Raw genomic sequence first — 18,976 nt, forward strand, 5'->3', positions numbered from 1 at the left:
TTCCGCGAACCCGGTGGTGCCATGTGCGGGGGAGTCTGTACGGACGGGCGTGAGTAGGCATGGCGCGCTCCTTGTGATCGATGGGGCGCTGCCAGCCCACCACCGGGCTCTCCGGTGCGCCGCCGGGGGCGCGGGGGATCACCGGTTGACGTCGACACCTGCCGGGGTGAGCCGACGTCACCCTCCACGGGCGGTTCTGCCCGACCTGCCGGGCGACATCCCCGACACCCGGCCTCCGGCCGCCGCGGGTGGCGTCCCGAAGCGGTTCCACGGCCGCGCCCGGTCCAACACAATGGCGACCATGACGTCACTGCCCCGGGTGTCGGTGATCGTCCCTGTCCGGGACGACCCCCGGCTGTCGGCCTGCCTGGCGGCCCTCGCCCGCCAGACCTACCCGGCTGAGCTCGTCGAGGTCGTCGTCGTCGACAACGGCAGCAAGGACGGGCAGGCACTCGCGGCCGCGAGCGCCCAGCCCGGTGTCCGGTACCTCGCCGAGCCGTCGGGGGGCTCGTACACGGCGCGCAACGCGGCCGTGCTCGCGAGCGCCGGCGAGGTCCTCGCGTTCACCGACGCCGACTGCCTGCCCGAGCCGACGTGGCTGGAACGCGCGGTGGACGAGCTGCGCGAGGGCGCCGACATCGTCGCGGGCCACGTCGCGGTGTACGCCCGCGACCCGGCCCGCCCGCACCCCGTCGAGGCCTACGAGCTCGTCCACGCCTTCCCGCAGGAGACCTACGTGGCCCGGGGCGGCGCCGCGGTGACGGCGAACATGTGCACGACGAGAACCGCGTTCGACCGCGCGGGACCGTTCCGTGACGCACTGCGCTCCGGCGCGGACATCGAGTGGGCGCAGCGCGCCAACCACCTCGGCCTGCGCACGGTCTACGGGGCCCGCGCCGTCGTCCACCACCCCGCCCGCGAGTCCTACGCCGCCCTGCGCACGAAGCTGCGCCGCGTCATGGTCGGCCGCCACGAGCGTGACGTCCTCGACGGGCGCACGGGGCCGGCCCCGTGGCCGCCGCTGCGGTCACTGGTGCCCCCGCTGGGCTCGGCACGGCGCGGCATGCGGGACGAGCGGCTGACCACGCCGCGAGCGCGGGCCGCGCTCCTCGTCGGGGAGTTCTACCACCGGTACGTCGCGGCGTGGGTGGCCACCGACCTGGCTTTGCGGGACCGGTTCGGACGCACGAGGCGGTGACGGCGGAGCCCACAGGAGCCGGGCGACCTAGACCGGGGCGTGCTCCGTGTAGACGTCGAGGAGCCGCCGGCCCGCCGCCCTCCAGGTCACGCCCGGGGCGGTGCGCAGGGCACTGTCCCTCAGCCGCCGCAGCCTCGCCGGGTCGGCTGCCAGCTCGGTGAGGTGCTCACGGAGCCGGACCGCGTCACCGGCGGGGTGGACCAGGGCGTTGTCGTCGTGCCGGCAGAGGTCGGTGCACGCGTCGGACACCAGCGGGACGCTGCCGGCGGCCATCGCCTCGACGCAGACCAGTCCGAAGCCCTCCTCGAAGCTGGGGAGGAGCATGACGTCCGACCGTCGCATGAGGTCGGGGATGTCCTCCCTGTGTCCGAGCACGTGGACGCTCGGATGGGCCAGCTGCGTGCGGAGCCGCGCCTCGTACTCGGGCACGATCGTCCCGGCCACGAGGAGCTCGCCCGCCTCCGCGAGGGGCGAGGACAGCCACGCCTCGAGCGCGACGTGCAGCCCCTTGCGCACCGCGGCGTGCCCCACGAAGAGTGCGGTGAACGGGCGGCCCGGCTCGCGCGCCTCCAGTGCACCGAAACGCTCGAGGTCGACGCCGTAGGTGTGCCGGACGAGCTTGTCCGCCGGTGTCCCCTGGTCCAGGAAGCTGCGGACGACGAAGTCGGAGGGGCACAGCAGCCTGTCGGCGAGGCGGAACTCGGCCTCCTCGATGCGAAGGACGTGAGGGTCGTACGCGTGCTCCGACCCTGGGGGAAGCACGACACCGAGACGGGCACTCTCCCGGGCGACGACGTCGTAGGCGAAACGGGTGTGCGCGTTCGGGCGTTCGAGGAAGGTGGGAATGCCGAGCTCCCGTGCGACCCGCAGGGTGTGGCGGGCTCCCCGCGGCCAGAGGTGGAGCACGTCGACGCGATCGGCGAGTCGCGGCAGCTGCCGGGCGACGATCCTGTCGTGCAGCTCGCAGGCACGGGTGACCCCGACCAGCCGCAGCGGCAACCGAGCGGGCCCCACGCTGAGGGTGGTGCGGACCTCGACCTCGGGCGGGACAGGACGTGCGACCGAGCCGGCCAGGACCGTCACCGACGCACCGGCCGCGTGCAGACCGAGCACCTGCTGCCAGGCCGTGTAGCAGATACGTCCGGCGCCCAGTCGCTGGGGAAAGCTGTACAGGACCCGCATCGGCCCGCTCCTGCTCACCTGTTCTCCTCCGACAGCACGGGGCGCCCGATCCGGGACTTCTGCCATCCCGCGCGAGCCCGCGAGCGAACCTCGGCGGTCAGCGGCATGGTCACGAACTCTCCCTGCTGGTTCGAGATCGGCCGCCACGGACGGACGTCCTCGAGCCGCCAGAGCGCTCCGGCAGCGCCCACGAACACCATGGTCGTCCCGGCGAAGGTGGCGAACCCGAAGGAGTCGAACGTGGCACTCGCGAGGAGCCCTGCCGGGAACGCTGCCGCCAGGGCCTGGCCCAGGTGCCGGCTCTCCTCGCCCGCGGCCCGCAGGCGCACGCTCCTCGCCATGGCGTAGGGCACGGCGAACAGGGCGACGAGAGCGACCAGCCCGAGGATGCCGCCTCCGACGAGCGTCCCGTAGATCTGGTTGTCGAGCAGGATGTACCGCTCGGGCAGGAGGGTCCCGGGCCCGCGGCCGAGCCAGGGGCGCTGGGCGAACATCTGCTGGACGAACGCCTGGTCCGCGATGCGGTTCTGCACGCTCGGGTCGTTGTCCATGTTCGTGAACAACGAGCGGATCGTCCCGAGCACCCCGCGGTTGACGAAGTGGAACACGACGAGCCCGACCAGCCCGACCGCGAACACGTTGTAGCGCCGCCGCCACGGCCACACGACGGCGAGGCACCCCATGGAGACGGCGACCGTGAGGATCGCCGAGCGCGAGATCGACAGCGGGATGGCGGAGGCGATGAGTGCGACCGACAGCCATCGGACCCATCGGCGTCCGGGCGGGGCGAAGAAGGCGTAGTGGAGGGCGATCGGCAGCACGAGGGCGAGCACCACCCCGAACTCGATGTAGTGGTTGGCCGTTCCCGCCACCCTGGCGAAGTCCCCGTCCCCGCGCGCCCCCACCCCGATGAGCTCACGGTTCGCGCGCAGGCCGGGGATGCGGATGTACCGGGTGAGGTCGACGATGCGGAGGAACTGCAACGTGCCGACGAACGCCATGACGGCGGCGAGGGCGACCACGCTCCGGAGCAGGATGTCGAGATGGCGCCGCGTCACGAGCCCGTCGGTGACGGCGAGCGCCACACCGACCATCGCGACGTTGTAGATGAGCCAGCGGTCCGCGCTGCTCGCCTCGATCTGCGGCAGGAGCCGGTCGTACCCGACGGCGTAGCCGACGAGCTGCACGGCGAGGTAGCCGCCGAGCAGCCACCGGACCGGCTGACGTCCTGCGGGCAGGCGTCCCGGCCGGCGGGCGGAGACGACCCAGAGGAAGGCGAGCAGGATGCCGACGGCCACCGAGGGGCGCCCGACCGACCCGAGCCCGCCGATGACGAGCCGCGCCGGGATGAGGAACTGGAGGCAGAGGAAGACGACGAGGAGGACGAGGGTGGGAGGGCGCCACCGCCGCAGGAGTGCGGGTTCCCACGGACGGCCGGCACCCGGGCGGCGCAGGAGGACGGGCTCGAAGTCGAGCTCCGTCGTCCCGCTACGGCGCGCCGTCCGCGGCGACGCGCGACCGTCGGTGCTCACGCGCGGGCGTGGTCGCGGGCACTCGACCGGGGCGGGCGCTCCGGGTCACGGGACCTCGTCCCGTCGGTCGACGGCGCGCCCTCCGCGGCGACCGTCGGAGCTGCCCCGGCAGGGTCGGCGCGACGGCGCGCCCGGCGCCGCCGGAACAGGCCGACGATGTCGTCGAAGAGCACCGCGACGAGGAGCGCGAGGCTGGCCCCGAGCAGACCGGTCACGGCCTGCACCTGCATCTTCCCGTCGTACACGACGCCGGCGAGCGCCGGCGCGGCGAGGATGTCGAGGCCGTACTGCGCCGAGCTCGGGATGCCCGCCCCGCCCTGGCGCTCCGCGAGCTCCTGCCCGGCCAGCTCCAGGACGTGACGGGCGGTCTCCACGGCCTGGTCGGCGTCACCCCCACGCACGGCCACGTTCAAGATCGTGCTGCGGCTCCGTCCGGCGACCTCGTAGGCCGGTAGCAGACCCGCTGCCTGCACTCCCGCCCTGGACTCCGTGCTGTTGAGGACGATCGCCACGGCGGCGCTCGCCTGCTGCTCCCCGCCGTAGGGGTTGGGGACGGGCGACGGGGTCCGGCCGGGGGTGATGAGCGCGGTGCCGGAGACCTCGTACTCCGGCTGCACGCCCTGGCCGACGACGAACACGGCTCCCGCGGTGAGCGCGAGCAGCGGGAGGAAGATGTACCAGCGGCGCAGGGTCGCCACGGTGATGCGCCAGACGTCCACGGGTGCCTCCGTCGTGAGCCGGGTGTGATGTGCGTCTTGTTCACCCGGGCCTCAGGGCCGGTAGGCCCCCGCCCGGAACGTGCACCGCCCGTGTCGCCGCGAGGCGGCGGGTCCCACAAAAGCGATGGCGGGTGGGGAGCGAGTCCCCACCCGCCACGTCGCGGTCGAGCCATGACGACGACCGACCGATCACAGAGCAGTCGCGTCCCGGCCCGTGGGCGACCCCCGACCCGTCGCCGGCCGGGCGGTGCCGACGACGGGCCGAGAGCTTCGGGCACCACTCACGTGGACCCGGGCACTAGCAGAACACCCCTCCCGCGGCACGTTCTGCCCCTCGGCGGATGACGGCAAGGTGACTCATCCACCGGGCGAGGTGAGAGCCGGGGTGAGCCCACGAAAAGCCTGGTCGGGGGCCACCCCGAGGGCTCACCCCCGGGACCCGGATCATCCCCTGACCGTCACCCGGCGGTCATCCTTACGACCCCGAATCGCCCGTGCCAGATTGGAACGCGTCGTTCAGCGGTACCGACGGAGGACCAGCCGATCGGCACAGGCCACGACGCGCGACGGAGGTGAGCTCCACAAGTGACGACCCCTCCACGCCCCACGCGGCACACCGTCCTCGCCCGAGGGCGGCTGCCGCTGGTGGCTCCGTCACCGGCTCCCCCGGTGCTATCCCGCAGGCGGCTCTCATGACCCTTCACACGGACCGGTTCCGCGACGCCGACCAGGTCGACCCCTCCTCACGCCCGTTCCTCCGCGGCCGTCCCGCCCGGCGCACGACGCCCTGGCACACCGCCGTCTCCCGCTACCTGGTCGCCCTCGTGGTCACCGACCTCGCGGTCACCACCACCGTCGTCGGCCTCGTGACGGGCCGGGCGCGTGCCCCGGAGGCCTCCCTCGCCCTGGCGGTCCTCGCCGGCGTCGGGTTCGTCCTCACCATGGCGCTGTGCCAGGGCTACCGCCCCGCGGGCGCCGCGACCGGCGGCAACGAGCCCCGCAGCCTCATGCGGGTGACCGGCGTGCTCGCGGTCACCTCGCTGGCCGTCCACTACGCCGGGATCGCACAGGTTCCGCGCCGGCTCTTCTTCGAGGCCCTCGCGGCAACCGTCCTCGCGGCCGCCCTCGTCCGGCTGGTCGCTCGTCTGCTCACCCGCCAGGTCCGGGCCCGCGGTGTCTTCCTCCGGCGCACGCTCCTCGTCGGGCCCGAGACCGAGCTCACCCACCTCTTCGACGTGCTCGAGGAGGCCGAGTCCCGTGCGCTCGTCGTCGTCGGGGTGTGCACGCCGACGACGACCGCGGACGCCGGCAGTCGCAGCCCGGTGCTCGGTGGGTACGCCGACGTCCCTGACCTCGTCCGCGACCTGCACATCGACGCCGTCCTCGTCTCGGCAGGGGCGATGGACGCCGCGGACCTGCGCCGGCTCGGCTGGCGGCTGGGCCTCCTGTCCACCGACCTGCTCGTCCTGCCCTCGATCACCGAGGTGGCCCCGCGCCGCCTCCACGTCGAGTCGCTCGGCGGCACGCCGCTGCTGGGCGTGTCCCTCGTGCCGCCCCGGCCCAGCCGCCTGTCCAAGCTCGTGTTCGACAAGGTGGTCGGAACCGCCCTGCTGCTCCTCGCCACCCCGGTCATCCTCCCGGCCGCGCTCGCCGTGCGGCTCACCTCCCCGGGGCCGGCCTTCTTCGCGCAGACCCGGGTCGGCCTGGACGGCGTCCCGTTCACCATGCTCAAGCTGCGCTCGATGTACGTCGACGCCGAGGCGAGGCTCGAGGCGCTGCGTGACCGCAACGAGGGCAACGGCATGCTCTTCAAGCTCCGTGACGACCCGCGGGTCACCCGGGTCGGGGGCGTCCTGCGGCGGCTCTCGATCGACGAGCTGCCGCAGCTGTGGAACGTCGTCAGGGGCGACATGTCCCTCGTGGGACCACGGCCCGCCCTGCCGTCGGAGGTCGCCCAGTTCGACGGCGACGTGCTCCAGCGACTGCGCGTCAAGCCCGGGCTCACCGGCCTGTGGCAGGTCAGCGGCAGGTCCAACCTCTCGGTCGAGCAGTCGGTGCGCCTGGACCTGCGCTACACGGACAACTGGTCGGTGCGCATGGACGTCGCGATCCTCTGGCGCACCGCCCACGCGGTGCTGAGCGGGAACGGCGCGTACTGATCACGTCAGGACGAAGGTGCGACATGAGCGGCACGGGGGCGATCATCATTCCGGCACACGACGAGGAGCACGTCCTCGGGCGGCTCCTCGCCGCGCTCCCGGCCGACGGCGCGACGGAGGTCGTCGTCGTCGCCAACGGGTGCACGGACCGCACGGCCGACGTCGCGCGCGGCTACGCGGGTGTCCGGGTGGTCGACACCCCGGTCCCGTCGAAGGTCCAGGCGCTCGCCCTGGGGGACTCCCTCACCTCACGCTTCCCGCGGTTCTACGTCGACGGGGACGTCGTGGTCACGACCGAGGACCTGCGCGCGCTCGCCGCCGCCCTCGACGAGCCCGGGGTCCACGCCGCAGGACCGACGCGTGAGCTCGTCATGGAGGGGGTGAGCCGGACGGTCCGCGCCTACTACGCCGTCTGGCAGAGGCTCCCGGGCGTGCGCGCCGAGCTCTACGGGCGCGGCGTCATCGCCGTCGACGAGGAGGGCCACAGCCGGCTCGCAGGGTGGCGCGAGGCGATGTCCGACGACCTCGTCGCGGCGATGTCCTTCGCACCCCACGAGGTCAGGGTCGTGCCCACCGCCCGGGTCCTCATCCAGCCGCCACGGCGCTACGGCGACCTTCTCCGGCGGCGGGTGCGGGCGATGACCGGGAACCACCGGCTCGCCCGCGACTCCTCGGCTCCCGTCGTCCGCGGCTCCGGGGCCGGCCTCGGCACGCTGCTGGCCCTCGCCCGTGCTGAACCGCGCCTGGCACCGGGTGTGGCCGTCTTCCTCGGCACCGCCGCGATCGCGCGCCTCAGGGCCCGCTGGGCGATCTCCCGCGGCAGCACCGTGTGGCTGCGGGACGAGAGCAGCCGCACCCCCTCCCCTCCTCCCACCCTCCCCCGCGCCACCTCCCCCGCGGTCCACGTCCCTCCGGAGTACTGACATCATGGCTCGACCCCAGGCCCGCCGCTGGGCCCTCCTCACCGCCCTCACCGTGCTGCTCTCCCTCGTCGCTGCCGGGTCCGCCCCGGCCGCCACCGGCGACGAGACCATCTCCTTCAGCCTCGACCGCAAGCGCAGCTCCCCCGGCCCCCTCGACGGCGCCGACGTCCAGGGCGTCATCCACCCCTTCCTCACCGGCAACGCCGGCGTCAGCGCCGTGAGCTGGTGGCTGGACGACCCACAGATGACAGGGGCCCCGGTCCGCACCGACACCGCCGCCCCGTTCGACTACTCGCCGGGCTCGGTCGCCCACTCCTCGGCCCCCTTCGACACGGCGACGCTGCCCGACGGCGAGCACACGATCACGGCCCGCGTGACGACGAGCACCGGGCCCGCGACCCTGCAGGCGGTGTTCGTCACCGACAACGACGTCGCCGCCCTGCTCACCACCTCGCGCTCCACCGTCGCCCTCACCGCCACCGAGGGTGGTGCCGCACCGGGCGCGACCGTCGACGTCGGCACGTCCGACGGCGTGGCGCGCACGTTCTCGGCCACCTCGTCATCGGGCTGGCTGACGGTCACTCCGAGCGGCGCGACCTCCCCCGCCCAGCTCACCCTCACGGCAGCGGCCGGACTCCCCGTCGGCACCCACCAGGCCGAGGTCGTGCTCCAGTCGCCCGGCCTGCCCAGCGCCACGGTCGCTGTCACGTTCACCGTGTCCGCGGCGCCGCTGGAGGGCTTCACGGTCGTCCACAGCCTCAGCTCCAAGCGCACGAGCCCGCGACCGCTCGACGGCGCCGAGATCTCCGGGGCGGTGTACCCCCTCCTCGCCCCGACGACCGGGGTCGCGAGCACGGCGTGGTGGCTCGACGACCCCGACATGGGTGGCACTCCCGTGCGGACCGACTCCGCCGCTCCGTTCGACTTCGGGTCGGGCTCCGTCGCCCACCGCGCCGAGCCCCTGGACACGACGATGCTCCCCGACGGGGAGCACGTCATCACGGTGCGGGTGACGACCACCGACGGCGCCGAGCACGTCGTCTCGGCGCACTTCGTCACCGCCAACGGCACGAACGCGCTCACCTGGGAACCGGCACGGCTCGTCGTGGAGGCCGCGGAGGACGACGGTGCCGTCACCCGCTCGGTGCCGCTCACCTCGACCACGCCGGGCACGACGGTGACGCTGACGAGCGACGCCCCGTGGCTCTCCGTGGCCACGACCACGGTCACGACACCTGCGGACGTCACGGTGAGTGTCGATCCGAGCGGCCTGCCGGGCGGCACCCACACCGGCCGCCTCACGGCCACCGCGGGCGGAGCGGTGACGGGCGTGCTCACCGTGTCGCTCGTCGTCGACGCCGAGCCGGGGCTCGTCGTCGACCCGGGCGCCATCACGCTCGAGGCACCGGCCGGCGGCGACCCCGTCACCGGGCCGCTCCTCGTGAGCGCGAGCGACGGCACCGCCGTCCCCTTCGAGGTGTCCACCTCCTCCCCCTGGCTCGTGGTCGACCCGCCGACGAGCACCACCCCGGCCCAGCTCGCCGTCCGGGCGACGCCCGGCAGCCTGCCGCCGGGCGAGCACAGCACCGAGGTGACCCTGACGTCACCCGACCTGCCCGACGTCGTCGTCCCCGTGACGTTCACCGTGCGCGACACCGCCCCCTTCCAGGTGGTCACCGGCGCCGACGCCAAGCGCCGCTCCCCCACCCCGCTCGCGGGCCGCACGGTCAGCGGCGGCATGTACGCGTTCCTCGCCCAGACCGACGGCGTCTCCTCAACCACGTGGTGGTTGGACGATCCCGGCATGACGGGCCAGCCGCTGCGCACCGACTCGGCCCCACCGTTCGACTTCGCCCCCGGCTCCGTCGCGCACTCCGCGGCACCGTTCGACACCGCGCAGATACCCGACGGGCAGCACACGATCACCGTGGCGGTACTGGGCTCGGACGGCGCCGTGCACGTGACCCACACGGCCTTCACGACGGTCAACGACACGAACTCACTGGCCTTCGATCCCGGGACGCTGCGCGTCGAGGTCCCCCAGGGCGAGACGCCGACCACCCGTCAAGCCACCGTGAGCGCGACGAGCCCCGGCACCGCCGTGTCCCTGGAGTCGACGGCCCCGTGGCTCCAGGTCACCCCGGCCACCGCCACCGCCCCGGCGGCCGTCGACGTCACCGTCGACCCCTCCGGGCTGACGGCAGGGGTGTGGCACGGTCACGTCGTGGCCACCGCCCCCGGCGCGTTCTCGGCCGTCCTCCCTGTGGAGCTCGTCGTCGGTGACCCCGGCGGCTGCGAGCCCGTCTCGTGCGAGCTCATCAAGGTCGGAACGCCCTACAACCTCGGCTTCCGCTACGGGAGCGGCGGGATCATCGACTCCTCCGGCGTCGGTACCGGGTTCACCATGCTCCTGGCCCGCCCCGACGGCACCGAGTACAGGCCCGACCACCTCGACGTCGACCTCGGCGACGGCACCCTGGACATCACCGGCACCGCCGGCTCGGTCAAGGAGAACACGCTCGACAACGCCCTGGGCGTCGGGTTCGACGGCCCGACCACGACCACCGTCCTCACCGCGACGATCGCCGAGCTCCCCGCCGCGACCGGCAAGTTCGAGCAGGCGGGGATCTGGTTCGGTTACGACCAGGACCACGTCGACCGGGTCTCACTCGTCAATGCCCCGCTCGGCTGGCGGGTGGAGCACGTCCTCGAGGTCGGTGGCGTCGAGGTCGCCCGGCGCAACTCCGCCTACCTCACCATTCCCGCCGGCACCCCCGTCGAGCTGTCCATCCGGGTGGACCCGGTGACCCGCCAGGCGACGGGCTACTACCGGGTGGGCGACGGCGGCCGGTCCGCCATGCGCTCGTTCGACGTCCCCGGGGAGTTCTTCAGCTTCGACGCCGCCGGCATCGACCCCCTCATCGGCACCCGGAGCTTCGGCGGACTGTTCGCCAGCCGGCGGACCGCCACGCAGGACACCGAGTTCGGCTTCTCGCAGTTCTCGGTGACGGGCGAGCACGACCCGTCGGACGTCGCGGACTACCCCTTCGACCGCTACTCGGTGCCCGTGCCGTTCCCGACGTCCATGGCGTTCGCGCCGGACGGCAGGCTCTACGTCCAGTCCATGTTCGGCAGGATCTACGTCCTGTCCTTCGCCCCGGACGGCACCGTCTCCGACACGCAGGTGGTCTCCACGCTCGGCAGCCGCCTGGCCCTCGGGCTCACGGTCGACCCTGCCTCCACCCCGCAGGACGTCATCGTCTGGGCCGGCCACTCCTCCCCGTCCGCGGACGAGGGCGAGGCCGACTCCGGCGTCGTCTCGCGCCTCTCCGGCCCGGGCCTCGGCCAGCGCACGGACGTCATCACCGGCCTGCCGAGATCGGTGGCCAACCACGGCACCAACGCCCTGCACTTCGGCAGCGACGGGCGGCTCTACATCGCGCAGGGCGGGAACACCGGCGCCGGCGCCCCGAACCTCGCGAACACCGAGTTCGGTGACCGCGGCGAGCAGCCGCTCTCCGCCGCCCTCCTGGTCGCCGACGTCAAGGCGCCCGGGTTCGACGGCGCGTGCGCGCACCCGACGGACATCTACCTCTCGGGCGACTGTGACGTCGAGGTCTTCGCGTCGGGCCTGCGCAACACCTACGACTTCGTCGAGCACTCCAACGGCAACATGTACGGGCCGGACAACGGGCTCGGCGTCGTGGGGAGCTACCCGCCCTCCGCCCAGGCACCCTGCTTCGGTATGGGCGACACCCGCGCGTGGACGCAAGGAGGCAACAACCCCGGCAACCAGCACGACTCGCTCAACCTCCTCGAGGAGGGGCGCTACTACGGCTCTCCCAACCCCACGCGAGGTGAGTGCGTGTTCAAGGACGGCAGCTACCAGAGCGTCGCGCCCCTGCCGAACTACACCCCGCCGATCGCCGACCTCGGCTCGAACCGCTCCGCGAACGGCATCATCGAGTTCAACGGCGACGCCTTCTGCGGCGCGCTCGACCACGACCTGCTCATCACCAACTACTCCGTCGGCGACGACATCACGGCGGTGCGGCTGTCCCCCGACGGCCGCTCGGTCGAGCGGGCGCGCAGCCTCGTCGGCGGGTTCACCGACCCGCTCCCCATCACCCAGGCCCCGGACGGGCGTATCGTCGTCGGCGAGTTCGCCGGGTCCGGGGGCAAGATCACCTTCCTGTCCCCCCGGGACATCGGCTGCTGGAGCACCGCCGCGCCGCTGCCCGTGGAGGTGCTGGATGCCGGCGGGGTCGCGATCGGGGACGCCATGTACGTGGTCGGCGGCAAGGGACCTGACGGGCACTCCAACCGTGTCTACCGCTACGACGCCGGCCCCGGGACGTGGACACGGGTGGCGGACCGTCCCGGACCGGCGGTCGAGAACCCCGCGGTCACGACGGCGGACGGCAGGCTCCTCGTCCTCGGCGGGTCCACCGCACCGTTCTCCGGCGCCGTCTCCGCCGCCTGGTCCTACGACCCCGCGAGCAACAGCTGGCAGGCCCTGCCCGCGCTGCCCACGGCCCGCGGCGGTGCCACGGCCCAGGTGGTCGGTGGCCAGGTCTACGTCGCCGGTGGCATGACGAGCAACGGCGCGTCCACCGCCGTCGTCGAGCGACTCACCCTGGCGACCGGCACCTGGCAGACAGCGCCGGCCCTGTCCGTGGCCCGGGACAACCCCGGCTCCGCCGTCGTCGGCGACACCCTGTACGTCTTCGGCGGCCGTACACGTCTCGCGAACGGGCAGTCCCCCTCACCCACCCTCGGGTCCGTCGAGGCTCTCACCCCCTCAGCGGGGGCGTGGACGCCACGGGCCTCGATGCCGACCGCCCGGCGGACCATGGCCACCGGAGTCATCGACGGCCGGATCGTCGCCGCAGGCGGCGAGGCCCGTCCCGACGGGCTGCCCTTCGACGCCGCGGAGGTCTACGACCCCGTCGCCGACGAGTGGACCGCCCTGCGGCGGATGCCCACGGCCCGACACGGCGCAGCGGCTGCCGTGATCGACGGCCGCCTCCACGTCGTGGGCGGCGGCACGTCCACCGGTGCGAGCGCGTCCTCCGTGCACGAGGTCATGACGATGCCCGATGAGTGAGCCGGTGCCCGTCTCCCCGACGGACCAGGACGTGGGCGCCCACTCACCGGCTCACCCGTTCCCCCACCAGGCTGGTGGGCGCGCAGCAGTGCCCGCCGTGGGCGGGGCCGGACAGGCGCCAGAGCTTCGACCGCACAGAAGAACTTCCCGACTCACCCCACTCGCTGATGGACGACCTCCGAGGAGCGCCCGCCGACCATGAAGACCAACTCATACGCCCCCATCGAGGCACGCGAGGACGGGATCAGGATCGTCCTCGCGGGCGCCCCTCTCGACAACGACAACCGGGGGGTCGAGGCGTTGGGGACCTCGGTCGCCACGTATCTCGCAGGGGCACCCTCGGTCGAACGGTTGAGCATGCTGGACGGCGGGTGGGGAGTACGGACGACCCCGTTGCCAGACAGCTCCGCGGTCGTCGAGCGCATCGGGGTGCGGAACTCACGGCGCTGGCACCGTCGGGAGAGCTGGACACGCGTACGGATCGACCAGGCGCTGGGTGGGCTCGGCAACCCTCTTGTCGCACGCCTCACACAGGCGGACGCTGTCGTCGACCTCAGCGGTGGCGACAGCTTCACCGACCTTTACGGACCCCAGCGTCTCGACACGGTCTGCGCACCGAAGGAGGCGGCCCTGCGTTCCGGAAGACCGCTGGTGCTCCTCCCCCAGACCTACGGGCCGTTCACCACGACCGACGGCCGACGGCGGGCGGAGCGGCTGGTGCGCTCGGCGACGATCGCTTACGCACGCGACAGCTGGAGCCACGACCGTCTGCTCGAGCTCGCGGGTCCGGACGCCCACAGCAGTCGCTTCCGCGAGGGGGTCGACGTCGCGTTCGGCCTGGCCCCCCAGCGGCCGGACGACGCGATCGCGGCGCACCTCGACGCGCTCGCCGGTGAGGTCGTGGTCGGGGTGAACGCGAGCGGGCTCCTGCGTGAGGTGTCGGCCGGGGAGCGTTTCGGGCTCGCAGGCGACTACATCGGGACCATGACCGACATGGTCAAGGCCCTGGTGGCCGCCGGCGCATACGTCGTGCTGGTCTCCCACGTGCACGGAAAGCACCCTCTCGAGAACGACTCGGCGGCGTTCGACCTCATCGACGACGCCCTGAGCCCCTCGGAGCGCCGGCGCACGTGGCGGCTCGACCCCACACTCCGGGCGGCTCGCCTCAAGTGGTGCATCGCGCGGATGGACTGGTTCACCGGTTCGCGCATGCACGCGACGATCGCCGCGCTCAGCTCCGCCGTCCCCGCGTTCGGCTACGCCTACAGCGACAAGGCGCGCGGGGTCTTCGGCACCTGTGGGACCGCGGACCAGGTCGCCGACGCGCGCGACATTGCGGGGGCGGAGGCCGTCGAGCAGGCGATGGCGTCCTTCTCCGCCCGCGATGAGGTCCGCCGTCGTCTCGAGGACCACGTCCCCGCCGTGGTCGACCGCGCCACCGAGCAGCTCGACGAGGTGCTTGCTGCGGCACAGGCGTGGCGGGCCGAGGGATCCGCGGAGGTGGTGGCGTGATCGGCCGCACGCCCCGCTCGATCCAGGAGGTGGTGGACGCGCACCTGTGCACAGGGTGTGGTGCCTGCGCCCACCTCGCGCCTGACGCGCTCGAGATGCGTGAGGTGCCCGGCGTCGGGCGACGTCCGCTCCCGATCGCCTCCGTCAACGGAACCGTGACCGGTGATGCGCTCGCCGCCTGCCCCGGCCGCGCCCTCGCCCACGATCCAGGAGCGCTGGACGGCGCCCCACTGCGCGGGGAGTGGGGTCCGGTCCTCGCGCTCTACGAGTGCTGGTCCACCGACCCGGACGTCCGGCACCGCGGCTCCTCGGGCGGCGTGACGACGGCCCTCGCGGCCCACGCCGTGACGTCCGGGCGCGCGACCGGCGCCCTGCAGGTGCAGGCCGACCCCGGCGACCCGTTGCGCAACGTCACCGTCCGGAACACGACCTACGCGACGATCACGGCGGCCACCGGCTCGCGGTACTCCCCGGCCAGCCCGTGCGAACGGCTGGACCTCGTGGAGCAGGCAGAGGGCCGGACCGTCTTCGTCGGAAAGCCGTGCGACGTCGCCGCCACCCGTCGCGCCGCCGAGCTCCGGCCGGTGCTCGACGGCAAGCTCGACGTCACGATCGCGATCTTCTGTGCCGGAACGCCGTCGACAGCCGCGACGGAGAAGCTCGTCCGCCGGCTCGGCACGGACCCCGCCGACGTCGTCTCCGTCGACTACCGCGGCGAGGGCTGGCCGGGGCTCTTCCGGGTCCGCGGGACCGACGGGGAGGTGAGGAGCATGTCGTACGCCGAGTCGTGGGGCGGCACCCTCACCAAGCACCGGCAGTGGCGCTGCCTCGTCTGCCCGGACCACACCGGAGAGTTCGCCGATCTCTCCGTGGGCGACCCGTGGTACCGCGAGATCGGGCCCGACGAGCCGGGGCGTTCCCTCGTCGTCGTGCGCACGGAGGCCGGGCGGGCGGCGCTGATGTCGGCCCTCGCGGACGGTGCCCTCGCCGGCGAACCGCTCCCCCTCGACCGCCTTCCGCAGTCGCAGCCCGGCCTCGCGGCCACCCGCGGCGCGGTCTGGGGCCGCGTGCTCACCATGGCCCTCATGGGCCTGAAGGTGCCGCGCTACCGCCACATGCCCGCCTTCCGGCTGTGGTGGGACCTCCCCCTGCGCGGCAAGGTCACGTCCGTCGGGGGAACCTACCGGCGCGCCCGCGAGCGCGGCCTGCGGCGCCCGGAGGTGGCGGCGCGATGAGCCACCGAGCCGACATCCTCATGATCACCTACCGCAGCGCCGGCTACCTCCACCTCAGCCTCCCGCGCCTCCTCGAGACGCTCGGGGAGCGCGACCGCGTCTGGCTGTGGCACAACGGCGACGACGAGGCCACCCTCGAGGCGCTGCGCCCCTTCCGCAGCGACCCCCGGGTCCACCGGTACCACCACAGCAGGGAGAACGTCCGGCTCCGCGAACCGACCAACTGGCTGTGGCAGGAGTCGACCGCGCGGTTCGTCTCCAAGGTCGATGACGACTGCCGTGTCGCCCCCGGCTGGCTCGACACGTTCACCGCGGCCCACGACGCGAACCCCGAGCTGGGCGTGGTCGGGAGCTGGCGCCATCCCGACTCCGACTACCTCCCCGCGCTCGCCCAGCGCAAAACCGTCACGCTGGCCGGCGGCCACCGGCTCATGCGCAACCTCTGGGTCCAGGGCAGCGGCTACCTCATGCCTCGCGCCCTCGCGGTCCAGCACGGTGGGATCCGGGAGGGCGAGGCCTTCACGAGCTTCTGCATCCGTCTCGCCCAGGCGGGCGCACTGAACGGCTTCTACTACCCGTTCGTGCCTGAGGACCACATGGACGACCCTCGCTCGCCGCACACCCTCATCCGGACCGACGCCGACTTGCGTGACCGGATGCCGCTCTCCGCGGCGGCGAACGGCGTCGAGACCGTCGCCGACTGGACCGCCCAGCTCGAGCGCAGCGCACGCGTCCTGCAAGCGGCTTCGGTCGACCCGCGCGCCTACGTGGGGTGGCGCCGTAAGGTCAGCTCCGCTCGCAAGAAGGTCGCGCGCCTGGCCGGGAGGCCCGCGAAGTGGTGACGGCGGTCGCGGCCCCCACGCCGGCAGCGGCGGAGGCCGATCCGGACGTGCTCGTCGCCGTGGTGACCTACAACAGCGCACCGCTGATCGAGGGGTTCCTGCGCGCCCTGCCGGCGGCCCTCGCCGGCGCGGGCACCGCGAGGGTCGTCGTCGTGGACAACGGCTCACGGGACGGCACACCGGACCTCGTCCGCACCGTGGCTCCGTGGGCGGTGGTCCTCGAGGTGGGCGCCAACCGCGGGTACGCGGCCGGGATCAACTTGGCGCTGAGCTGTTCGTCGGCACGTCGCGGCTCCTACGTGCTCAACCCGGACGCGATCCCCTCGCCGGGCAGCGTGGACCGCCTCGCGCGCGCGGTCGAGACGGACACCGGGCTGGGGATCGCGGTCCCTAGGATCGTCGACGAGCAAGGTCGGTTGAAGCTCTCGCTGCGGCGTGAGCCGACGCTCTGGCGAGCGCTGGGAGAGGCCACACTCGGGGGCCGGCGCGCGTCACGCGTGCCTCTGCTCGGTGAGGTCGTCGGCGACGTGGACAGGTACGTCGACGGCGCGACCGCGGACTGGGCCACCGGTGCCGCCATGTTCATCGCGCCCCGGACGGTCGAACGAGTCGGCCCGTGGTCGGAGGACTTCTTCCTCTACTCCGAGGAGACCGACTTCGCCCTGCGTACGCGCGATGCCGGCCTGCGCCTCGCGCTCGTCGCCGACGCGAGCGTCATGCACCCCGGGGGTGAGCTCGGCACGTCGCCGTGGCTGTGGAGCCTCGCGGCCGTGAACCGGACGCGCCTGTATCGCCGACGCCATCGGGCGCTGCCGAGCGCGGCCTACTGGTCCGCCGTGCTCCTCAACGAGGTGCTCCGGGTCCGCCGCGGTCCTCAGCACCGCGAGGCCGTCCGGGCGCTGCTCCGCGGTGTGCGCTTCCCGGTGGACACCGCCCCGGGTCCCGTGCAGACGGGGGGAGCGCGGGCGACGCGCTGACGCGTCAGGGCACTCCCGAGCAGGTCCTTCCGGGGGCTCAGCTCGCAGGTGCGCCCAGCTTCTGCTTGGCCCCGCGACCGCTCCGGACGGTCCTGACGAGCACGGCGAGCTCGCGGCGAGCGCCGCGCCACAGCGCCATGCACGAACCCCACACGACCAGCGCACTGGCGCCGACGACGAGCAGGACGACCGCCGACCCGAGGTCCTGCGGCAGGACCGACCGGACCGTCACGGAGACGCCGAGCACGAGCAGCGCGATCACCGCGGGACGGGTCATGGCCACGAACGGGTCACGGAGCGCGACCGAGGTGTGCCTGCAGGCGAGCACGAAGCCCGGGACGAGCAGGACAACCTGGCTCACGGCGTACGACGCCGCCACGCCGTCGACGCCCCAGCGCACCCCCACGAGGAAGCCCGCCACCGTCACCGCCCCGCTGAGCACGGCCCAGCCCGCGTAGGGCCTGCCCCGACCCGTGCTCGTGTAGATCCAGCCCGTCGTCGTCGAGACGAGCTGGACGAATCCCGCGACGGCGAGCAGCTGGAAGATCCCCGCCGCGGCCAGCCACTGGTCGCCCAGGACGACGTCGACGATCTCCCTCGCACCGACGGCGAGGACGACCACGAGGGGCATGCCCGCGTGGCACAAGCCGCTGATGGCCGCACGGTAGGCGCGACGGTAGCGCTCGGGCTCCTCCTGGAGGCTCGCGAGTGTGGGGACCATGACGGACTGGATCGGTGTCTTGATCCGGCGCAACGGCAGCATGAGCAGGCTGTACGCGCGCGTGTAGAGACCCAGCACGCCCGCGTCGAGGAACCGACCGATGACGACGTTGTCGGCCTCCCGGGACACGGTGTGGAAGAGGTTGGCGATCGACACGTGCGCGCCGAACCTCAGCAGCGGCAGTGCCTCGGCGAGCTGACGCGGTCGCGAGGGACGCCACGGCACGGCCCACCAGTTGAGGACCGTGCTGAACAGCAGGGCGCTGACGTTCTGCACCACGAGCGACCACACACCCATCCCCAGGAGCGCCGCGACGATCGCCGCGACGCTGCCGAGGAGCCCGGCCAGGACGTCCCTCATGGAGATCCGCCGGAACTGCATGGCGCGGTTGAGCAGCGCGCCGTGCTGGACGGACAGGCCGGACACGACGAACCCGGCACCGAGCGCGATGCAGATCGGCACGAGAGCCGGCTCGTCGTAGAACGACGCCAGCGGCACGCCGCCCACCGCGACCAGCGCAGCGAGGACCAGACCGGCAACCGCGTTCACCCAGAACAGCGCGTTCACCTGGCTCCAGGTGAGGTCGGCGCGTTGGACGACGGCCTGGCTGAGGCCGAGCTGCCTGAACTGGGTCACGATGACGCTCAGGGTCAGCGCCATCGCCATGAGCCCGAAGTCAGCGGGGGTGAGGAGCCTGGCGAGCACCATCGTGGTCCCGATCTGGACCAGGGCGGACAGCCAGCTCCCGAGCAGCGTCCAGCTCACTCCCCGTGCGACCGAGCGCCCGAGCTGCCCGTCCGCGACGGACCGCGCGAGCCAGCCGTCGAGCTCTCGCGGCGTGCTCCTGCCTGTTCCACCGCCCTCTCCGC

General features: G+C 73.2%; 12 protein-coding genes. 8 read left to right on the plus strand and 4 right to left on the minus strand.

What is annotated here, in order from left to right:
• Positions 1 to 301: 301 nt before the first annotated feature.
• The gene (locus tag FE251_RS13145) at positions 302 to 1,198 is read left to right on the plus strand and encodes a glycosyltransferase (RefSeq protein ID WP_168202738.1); all 897 of its coding nucleotides are present in this window, start codon (positions 302 to 304) and stop codon (positions 1,196 to 1,198) included.
• A gap of 27 nt (positions 1,199 to 1,225) precedes the next feature.
• Here the strand turns inward: FE251_RS13145 and FE251_RS13150 are convergent, their stop codons facing one another.
• The 3 genes from FE251_RS13150 to FE251_RS13160 are packed head-to-tail and all read right to left on the minus strand — an operon-like array spanning position 1,226 to position 4,631.
• Positions 1,226 to 2,398 (minus strand): glycosyltransferase family 4 protein, encoded by a 1,173-nt coding sequence (locus FE251_RS13150; RefSeq protein ID WP_223147543.1) that lies wholly within the window; start codon positions 2,396 to 2,398, stop codon positions 1,226 to 1,228.
• Positions 2,395 to 3,912 (minus strand): O-antigen ligase family protein, encoded by a 1,518-nt coding sequence (locus FE251_RS13155; protein WP_139949014.1) that lies wholly within the window; start codon positions 3,910 to 3,912, stop codon positions 2,395 to 2,397. Before FE251_RS13155 ends, FE251_RS13150 begins: the two co-directional genes overlap by 4 nt.
• A complete protein-coding gene (locus FE251_RS13160; RefSeq protein ID WP_139949015.1) occupies positions 3,909 to 4,631 on the minus strand; it encodes a hypothetical protein in 723 nt (240 codons plus the stop codon). Before FE251_RS13160 ends, FE251_RS13155 begins: the two co-directional genes overlap by 4 nt.
• 692 nt (positions 4,632 to 5,323) lie before the next feature.
• Here FE251_RS13160 and FE251_RS13165 point away from each other — a divergent pair.
• From FE251_RS13165 to FE251_RS13195, 7 genes are all read left to right on the plus strand, one after another.
• On the plus strand, positions 5,324 to 6,790 hold the full coding sequence (locus tag FE251_RS13165) for a sugar transferase (protein WP_139949016.1): 1,467 nt from the start codon (positions 5,324 to 5,326) through the stop codon (positions 6,788 to 6,790).
• A 23-nt stretch (positions 6,791 to 6,813) separates the two neighbouring features.
• Positions 6,814 to 7,713, plus strand: a complete 900-nt coding sequence (locus FE251_RS13170) for a glycosyltransferase (RefSeq protein WP_139949017.1) — start codon at positions 6,814 to 6,816, stop codon at positions 7,711 to 7,713.
• Between the two features lie 4 nt (positions 7,714 to 7,717).
• Positions 7,718 to 12,820 (plus strand): Kelch repeat-containing protein, encoded by a 5,103-nt coding sequence (locus tag FE251_RS13175; protein WP_139949018.1) that lies wholly within the window; start codon positions 7,718 to 7,720, stop codon positions 12,818 to 12,820.
• A gap of 198 nt (positions 12,821 to 13,018) precedes the next feature.
• A complete protein-coding gene (locus tag FE251_RS13180) occupies positions 13,019 to 14,332 on the plus strand; it encodes a polysaccharide pyruvyl transferase family protein (RefSeq protein WP_139949019.1) in 1,314 nt (437 codons plus the stop codon).
• 95 nt (positions 14,333 to 14,427) lie between these two features.
• On the plus strand, positions 14,428 to 15,567 hold the full coding sequence (locus FE251_RS13185) for a Coenzyme F420 hydrogenase/dehydrogenase, beta subunit C-terminal domain (protein WP_223147544.1): 1,140 nt from the start codon (positions 14,428 to 14,430) through the stop codon (positions 15,565 to 15,567).
• The gene (locus FE251_RS13190) at positions 15,564 to 16,409 is read left to right on the plus strand and encodes a glycosyltransferase (protein ID WP_139949021.1); all 846 of its coding nucleotides are present in this window, start codon (positions 15,564 to 15,566) and stop codon (positions 16,407 to 16,409) included. Before FE251_RS13185 ends, FE251_RS13190 begins: the two co-directional genes overlap by 4 nt.
• The gene (locus tag FE251_RS13195) at positions 16,406 to 17,386 is read left to right on the plus strand and encodes a glycosyltransferase (RefSeq protein ID WP_168202739.1); all 981 of its coding nucleotides are present in this window, start codon (positions 16,406 to 16,408) and stop codon (positions 17,384 to 17,386) included. Before FE251_RS13190 ends, FE251_RS13195 begins: the two co-directional genes overlap by 4 nt.
• Positions 17,387 to 17,423: 37 nt before the next feature.
• On the opposite strand, the gene FE251_RS13200 is transcribed toward FE251_RS13195, so the two are convergent.
• Positions 17,424 to 18,872, minus strand: a complete 1,449-nt coding sequence (locus tag FE251_RS13200) for a lipopolysaccharide biosynthesis protein (protein WP_168202740.1) — start codon at positions 18,870 to 18,872, stop codon at positions 17,424 to 17,426.
• Between the last annotated feature and the right edge of the window lie 104 nt (positions 18,873 to 18,976).

Origin of the sequence: Georgenia wutianyii, assembly GCF_006349365.1 — a bacterium.
Taxonomy (GTDB): domain Bacteria; phylum Actinomycetota; class Actinomycetes; order Actinomycetales; family Actinomycetaceae; genus Oceanitalea; species Oceanitalea wutianyii.